Consider the following 6,952-nt stretch of genomic DNA (forward strand, 5'->3'; position numbering starts at 1 on the left):
ATATAAGTATAGGTCAATAAAGAAGAATGTAGCATTCTTACGGCATCACATATGCTTATATTCAATAGTAATTTACATATGTAAAGTGAAATCATAGTTATGTTCACCTATAAACTATAAAAACAGATATTTGTTAACTATCTCCATTCTTTTGTTTGGGTACCGCCAGTATGAATTAAGGATAAAAACAAAAAACTTGAGTATACTTCGCACACGCTCAAGTTTTTTGTTTTTTATTTATTGTGTAAAGATAGCAACACATGAACTCGATAAATATATTCCTCAATTCATGATGATAGTCCTATTACTGCAGTAACTCTTGTATACACTCTTGTACAAGAGTTACTGCCTGACTCATAGTAGCACCACCACCAAATGCAGCTGTCACTCCCACCGTCTCAAAGATCTCCTGTTCTGAAGCTCCTTGATCTAGACATCCTTTAATGTGATAAATAATACAATATTCATCCTGAGAATAAAGGCTAATACCTAAAGCAATTAACTGCTTTTGCTTTTTTGATAAGGTGCCTTCTTTAAAGCATTCTTCCGTAAAGGAATTAAATTCTTCGGCTAGTTTAGGCATCTTCTCAGTAAATAAACCCAAACCATACTTATAATGAAGAAGTGCAGATTCTGTAGAATTTCTACCTTCAAATTCCATATTTAATCCATCTCCATTTCTCATATTTCTTAAACAAAAGTTAGTATGAACCTAATGGGAATTGATTAAACAAAAATGATATTTATATCAAGCTGAGTGAAAGAGGAGAGAGGATTTAGAGGTACGATATAACAAAAAATTAACTGATAGTATGGCACACACGATATGGATAATCCATTGACTTCTGTCAAAGGATAACGTAAAAAGGAATTGATGATATGGAAAAACAGAGTGTAGTCAATACATTAAATGCCTTTCTAAAAGGGCAGTACATGGGTATTCATGCCTATGAGCATTATATAGATAAGTTAAAAGATCCAGAAATAAAAAAGGAATTTCAAAGAATACAACAAGATCACAAACAACATGCCTTAGAAGTAGCAGAAAGAATACAAAATCTAGGAGGAGTGCCGGTTGATAATGAAGGAATCGTTGGCTCTGTTCAAGGTTTGATAAGTCAATTTACAGCACCAGATACAACTGAAGAAATTGTAAGTAGCGCGTTAAAGGGCGAAGGTTATTATGGCGTTCAAATATCAGAAGAAATTGTACAAGGTGATTTAGATCCAGAAAGTCATATGTTAATACATGATATTTTAGATAAAGATAGGGAACATGTAAATGTATTAAAACAACTTACGCATTAACATTTTTAGTTACGCTGTATCATAATTAAAAGAAGTTATTTAAAATAACTCCACATATTTTCACAAGACAGGAAAATACTAATACTTGTTTTAGTACTTTAATTCTAAAGTATTAAAGCAGGATTACTAACTGCGATACTAGGAGGACGTTACTATGAATATTCGTGAAGGATTAATTCCGACTACATTAGGTACAGCAGTTACAGCTGCGGGTTATGCCTTGAAGCAAACTCGTGGATCTAATAAGATGATTGCAAATACAGTATTTGGATTTGGTTTAGCTCACGTTGTTTTAGGTGTAATTGATCTTGTGGAACATCGTCGTTAGAAGAAAGGGCAAGCACATTTTGATGCTTGCCTTTTTAATTTGTAAGTATTCATTATTTTTGTTTGTCTTTTGAAAGTAATCCATGAATTAAGAACGAATTAAATGTATTATGTCGATAAGATGGTTACAAGCTACATATGTATACAAGAAGGATTTTGCTATCTAGGTTAAAATAATGGGCTCATTACTAGAAAAAGTTACCAACTTCCAAAGGGATATTAAAAGATCCGGTTCTGGTGCAAAAACTTCAGGACAATTGCAATCAATCTACAAATCTTGGACATACTGATACTACTAGTCTAAAGAAGGTGCGTGATTGGTATGGAAAAAGAAAATGTATTCAAATGGAAGCATTATCAGCCTGATATTATTTTGTTAACAGTAAGATGGTACCTACGGTACAACCTCAGTTTTCGTGATTTAGTGGAAATGATGGAGGAACGAGGTTTATCCATTTCTCATACAACGATTATGCGTTGGGTTCATCAGTACGGTCCTGAATTGGACAAACGAATCCGACGTCACCTTAAACAAACAAATGACTCATGGAGAGTCGATGAAACATATATCAAAGTAAAAGGTCAATGGATGTACCTGTATCGTGCTGTTGATTCGAAAGGAAATACAATCGATTTTTACCTAAGCAAAACAAGAGACCGGAAGGCTGCAAAGTGCTTTTTCAAAAAGGCTTTGCATTCTTTTCATGTTTCAAAACCTCGCGTTATAACAGTCGATAAAAATCCAGCTTATCCTATAGCAATTGAACAGTTGAAAAAAGAAAAAAGCATACCTGGTCGTATGCGACTTAGACAACAAAAGTACTTGAATAACATAGTAGAACAAGATCATCGCTTTATAAAGAAGCGAATCCGTTCTATGCTAGGGTTCAAATGTTTTGACACAGCTACATCCATTCTTTCTGGAGTAGAAGCCATGCATATGATTAAAAAAGAGCAGCTTGATTTACGGGACCAGTCTGTCCAAAATCAGAAAGAATTCATCCATCAATTGTTTGGACTTGCAGCATAAGATACGATTCCGTTAGGAATCTATGCGCTTTATTATCTTTTTGCACCAGAACCATTTTTCATGTTATTAACACCTCTTTAGGTTAGTATTTATTTTGGCGTGTTCTTCTATTGGGAAATACATTTCTCGATTTCCTTTATAATAGAAGTAAATCGACTTGGTTATAAATCGTGTTTTCGAAATGATACAACACATTCCTTTTTAGTATGAAATTGAAACAACAAGAACAGATCGATTAGTCTGTTTCTAACATCATAGATTTATATTTTCGAACGTGTTGCGCAAATGATTTCGATGCGGAGTTCAAGGTTAAATGGGCTGAAGTTAATAAGTAGTCTGCTATATGTTGTCTATTAATTACGAAAAGGGCACTCCATTGAGGGAGTGCCCTTTTCGTAATTAATGATGTTAACGGATAAAAAACTCTTTGTATTACCAGGATTCACCGTGGCTGGATTGCATGTACATAATTGTACTAGATTTAGTCGAATCAACTTGTTTCTTAGAATCTGATTGTGAAGAGAATGATAACCCTATAGATAATGCAACTGAAAGTGATAAACCTAAAATCGTTCCAAAAAGTTTTTTCATTATTTTAACGCTCCTTTTTCGAAAGTTTTTTCTTTAGCTTGATGACTAATATAAAAGTATTTACTAGCTTTGACAGTGTCGCTTTCTTCGTAAAACTTGATTGCTAATTTTTCAGTGTATTCTTGTGTGTAATTATAGAGTTGTTGTGTGTCGAAAAATGAGATAGCTTCCAAATTTATTTGTATATTGGTATGTATATACTAGCAAGAAATTAAGTGTGATAGATTGAAAGAAAAAAACTTTTTCAATAATGTTCTGATAATTCTAAGGGTAATTAGAATATAAATAGAAAAGGAATTCAATAGGATTCCTTAGGTGGTGATCACTTATTTATTGCCAAAAAATAAGTGAATCGAGCAAGTATGACTATTGCACTTAAAACAAATAACAGCCTTTTTGTAAAGTGAATCTACATAAACTGATTCAAAATCTTATAAGAATCCATATGGAAAGTGTTCATTCAAATAACAAACAGCCCAAGTTCCAATGAGGAACTTGGGCTGTTTGTATGTTGTATTTCCTTAGTATTGTAAATAAGCATTTTACTCCATCGCTATCAAGATAAAAGAACAAGTGATCCCACTTTATGGTTATATGCAAAACTAAAAAAAACATAAACCAGCAGAACTTTTGTATTTTGCTATTTTACGCATTCCACCCTGCACAAAAAAATATTTCTCAACATTTTATTTGTTGAAAAAGATTGAATATTCTCTATAAAGAGAATATTATGTTGCTATCGGCAAAAAAAATGATAATTCGCAGGCACTGGGGAGGAAATACATTGAAAAAGAATAAGAAGTTAAAACCTTTATCAGTTTTAGCAACAGCGGCAGTACTAAGTAGTAGTTTTGCTTTTGGAAGTCATGCAGCTTATGCTGAGACACCACCAACACCATCTCTACCAATAGATGAGCATTTAATACCGGATGAGCGTTTGGCAGAAGCACTAAAACAACGGGGCGTAATTGATCAATCTGCATCACAAGCTGAGACGTCAAAGGCTGTCGAAAAATATGTTGAGAAAAAGAAAGGGGAAAACCCTGGTAAAGAAATCTTGACAGGAGATAGTCTTACGCAAGAGGCTTCTGATTTTATGAAAAAAGTAAAAGATGCAAAAATGAAGGAAAATGAACAGGCGCAGCAGCCTACAGTAGGGCCAGCAGCTGGACAAGGTGCTGGATTGAATTCTAGTAAATTAAATGGAAAAGTACCTACTGCACCAGCGAAGCAAGAAGAGTACAACGGTGCTGTTCGAAAAGATAAAGTACTTGTTTTACTTGTAGAATTTAGCGATTTTAAGCATAACAATATTGATCAAGAGCCAGGATACATGTATTCTAAGGACTTTAATCGTGAACATTATCAAAAAATGTTATTTGGTGATGAACCATTTACGTTATTTGATGGATCGAAGATTAATACATTTAAACAATTTTATGAAGAACAATCTGGCGGGAGCTACACAGTTGATGGAACTGTAACGGAATGGCTTACTGTTCCAGGGAAAGCTTCAGATTACGGTTCGGATGCGGGTACTGGCCATGATAACAAAGGTCCTTTAGGGCCACGTGATTTTGTGAAAGAAGCATTAAAGGCAGCGGTAGCAAAAGGAATTAATTTAGCAGACTATGATCAATTCGATCAATATGATCAAAATGGTGATGGAAATAAAAACGAGCCAGATGGCATTATTGATCATTTAATGGTTGTACATGCTGGCGTGGGTCAAGAAGCTGGCGGCGGTAAATTGAAAGATGATGCGATTTGGTCTCATCGTTCAAAACTTGGATCAAAACCATATGCGATTGATGGCACAAAATCTTCTGTTTCAAATTGGGGCGGAAAGATGGCTGCATACGATTATACAATCGAGCCTGAGGACGGAGCAGTTGGTGTGTTTGCGCATGAGTATGGTCATGATTTAGGCTTACCAGATGAGTACGATACAAAGTATTCAGGACAAGGTGAACCTGTTGAGTCATGGTCTATTATGAGCGGCGGCAGCTGGGCTGGAAAAATTGCAGGAACAGAGCCAACAAGTTTCTCACCACAAAATAAAGAGTTTTTCCAAAAGAATATGACGGGCAACTGGGCGAATATCGTTGAGGTAGATTATGATAAACTTCGCACAGGAGTCGGTGTTGCAACATATTTAGATCAAAGTGTTACAAAATCAAAACGACCAGGAATCGTTCGTGTTAACTTGCCAGACAAAGATATCAAAAATATCGAATCGGCATTTGGTAAGAAGTTTTATTACAGTACAAAAGGAAATGACATTCATACAACACTTGAGACACCAGTATTTGATTTAACAAATGCAACGAATGCTAAGTTCGATTATAAGGCATTCTACGAACTTGAAGCGAAGTATGATTTCCTTGATGTATATGCGATTGCAGAAGATGGAACGAAGACACGTATTGATAGAATGGGCGAAAAAGATGTAAAAGGCGGCGCGGATACAACTGATGGTAAGTGGGTTGATAAAACTTACGATTTAAGCCAATTCAAAGGGAAAAAAGTAAAGCTGCAATTTGAGTATTTAACAGATATTGCAGTAGCTTATAAAGGATTTGCGTTAGATAATGCAGCATTAACTGTAGATGGCAAAGTTGTTTTCTCTGATGATGCAGAAGGCCAGCCAGCAATGACGTTAAAAGGATTTACTGTATCTAACGGATTGGAACAGAAAAAAAATAACTACTATGTAGAGTGGAGAAATTACGCTGGTTCTGACACGGCGTTACAACATGCGCGTGGTCCAGTATTTAATACAGGAATGGTTGTATGGTATGCGGATCAAAGCTTTACAGATAACTGGGTAGGCGTTCATCCAGGTGAAGGATTCCTAGGAGTAGTAGATTCTCATCCAGAGGCAATCGTAGGAACATTAAACGGACAACCGACTGTGAAGAGCAGTACGCGTTATCAAATTGCCGATGCGGCATTCTCATTTGATCAAGCGCCAGCATGGAGAGTAGATTCGCCAACTCGCGGTATCTTTGACTATAAAGGATTACCAGGAGTTGCAAAATTTGATGATTCTAAGCAGTACATCAACAGCGCTATTCCAGATGCAGGACGTAAGTTGCCGAAACTAGGATTGAAGTTTGAAGTAGTAGGTCAAGCTGAAGACAAGTCTGCAGGTGCAGTTTGGATTCATCGATAGAATAAGGTGAAATTAAGAGGGAGCTGCCTCATAAGTTGGTGAAACCGACTTATGGACAGCTCTATTTTTATTGTAGAAACGGGCAGTTTAGGAACCAGTTCATAGAAAAGAAAGATACAAAATTCATTGTTTGATTTCGGCTGAGGAATTTGATTCATCTATTTTGTGTTTGCTAATAAATGTATTAATGCTTGTTTTAATGGTGTAGCTTGACGTTCTAATAATAAATTTAAATCGGTATGTGTTGATTCTAACCCTCCTTCAAGAATCCCTTTTTGAGTCATTATGAACGTCTTATTACCAATAGATAGAACGTATTGAGCACAAGCACATTTAATTGGAAGAAAATCAAACAACTTATAAGAGCCTTTCTACATTTTATCCGGCTATTTGTGGGCAGTAAGATCCCCACCTCAAAATTCAGCAAAAGCAAAGAAGTTAGGTGGGGGATCAACTGCCTGTAAAAGCCCGATTGGTGCGGGCTAATAATCAGTGGGGGATGAACAAAACCCCCACTGATT

6 protein-coding genes and 2 pseudogenes are annotated in these 6,952 nt (G+C 35.7%); 4 read left to right on the forward strand and 4 right to left on the reverse strand.

Annotated features, from left to right (window positions below; genetic code table 11):
- Window positions 1–304: 304 nt before the first annotated feature.
- Window positions 305–661, reverse strand: coding sequence for a carboxymuconolactone decarboxylase family protein (locus AB3X48_RS15010; protein WP_016103929.1), 357 nt, complete (start codon window positions 659–661; stop codon window positions 305–307).
- A 218-nt stretch (window positions 662–879) separates the two neighbouring features.
- On the opposite strand from AB3X48_RS15010, the gene AB3X48_RS15015 reads away from it, so the two are divergent.
- From AB3X48_RS15015 to AB3X48_RS15025, 3 genes are all read left to right on the forward strand, one after another.
- Entirely contained in the window at window positions 880–1,308 is a 429-nt protein-coding gene (locus tag AB3X48_RS15015) for a ferritin-like domain-containing protein (RefSeq protein WP_016103930.1), read from the forward strand.
- 154 nt (window positions 1,309–1,462) lie between these two features.
- Window positions 1,463–1,636 (forward strand): hypothetical protein, encoded by a 174-nt coding sequence (locus AB3X48_RS15020; RefSeq protein WP_001025956.1) that lies wholly within the window; start codon window positions 1,463–1,465, stop codon window positions 1,634–1,636.
- A 321-nt stretch (window positions 1,637–1,957) separates the two neighbouring features.
- Window positions 1,958–2,665, forward strand: coding sequence for an IS6 family transposase (locus AB3X48_RS15025; RefSeq protein WP_367959709.1), 708 nt, complete (start codon window positions 1,958–1,960; stop codon window positions 2,663–2,665).
- 432 nt (window positions 2,666–3,097) lie between these two features.
- On the opposite strand, the gene AB3X48_RS15030 is transcribed toward AB3X48_RS15025, so the two are convergent.
- Together AB3X48_RS15030 and AB3X48_RS15035 are read right to left on the reverse strand one after the other, a co-directional pair.
- Window positions 3,098–3,256, reverse strand: a complete 159-nt coding sequence (locus tag AB3X48_RS15030; RefSeq protein ID WP_016103932.1) for a hypothetical protein — start codon at window positions 3,254–3,256, stop codon at window positions 3,098–3,100.
- A pseudogene (locus AB3X48_RS15035) lies at window positions 3,256–3,438 on the reverse strand (hypothetical protein); the annotation flags it as partial. The gene AB3X48_RS15030 and the pseudogene AB3X48_RS15035, both read right to left, overlap by 1 nt.
- A gap of 602 nt (window positions 3,439–4,040) precedes the next feature.
- Between AB3X48_RS15035 and AB3X48_RS15040 the strand changes: the two are divergent.
- Window positions 4,041–6,431 carry an immune inhibitor A domain-containing protein gene (locus AB3X48_RS15040; protein ID WP_195743209.1) on the forward strand — a complete coding sequence of 797 codons (2,391 nt, stop codon included), beginning with the start codon at window positions 4,041–4,043 and terminating at the stop codon, window positions 6,429–6,431.
- Window positions 6,432–6,589: 158 nt separating this feature from the next.
- On the opposite strand, the pseudogene AB3X48_RS15045 reads toward AB3X48_RS15040, so the two are convergent.
- Window positions 6,590–6,718 (reverse strand): annotated as a pseudogene (locus AB3X48_RS15045) (SDR family NAD(P)-dependent oxidoreductase); the annotation flags it as partial.
- Between the last annotated feature and the right edge of the window lie 234 nt (window positions 6,719–6,952).

Origin of the sequence: Bacillus sp. S4 (genome assembly GCF_040838205.1) — a bacterium.
Lineage (GTDB): Bacteria > Bacillota > Bacilli > Bacillales > Bacillaceae_G > Bacillus_A > Bacillus_A cereus_U.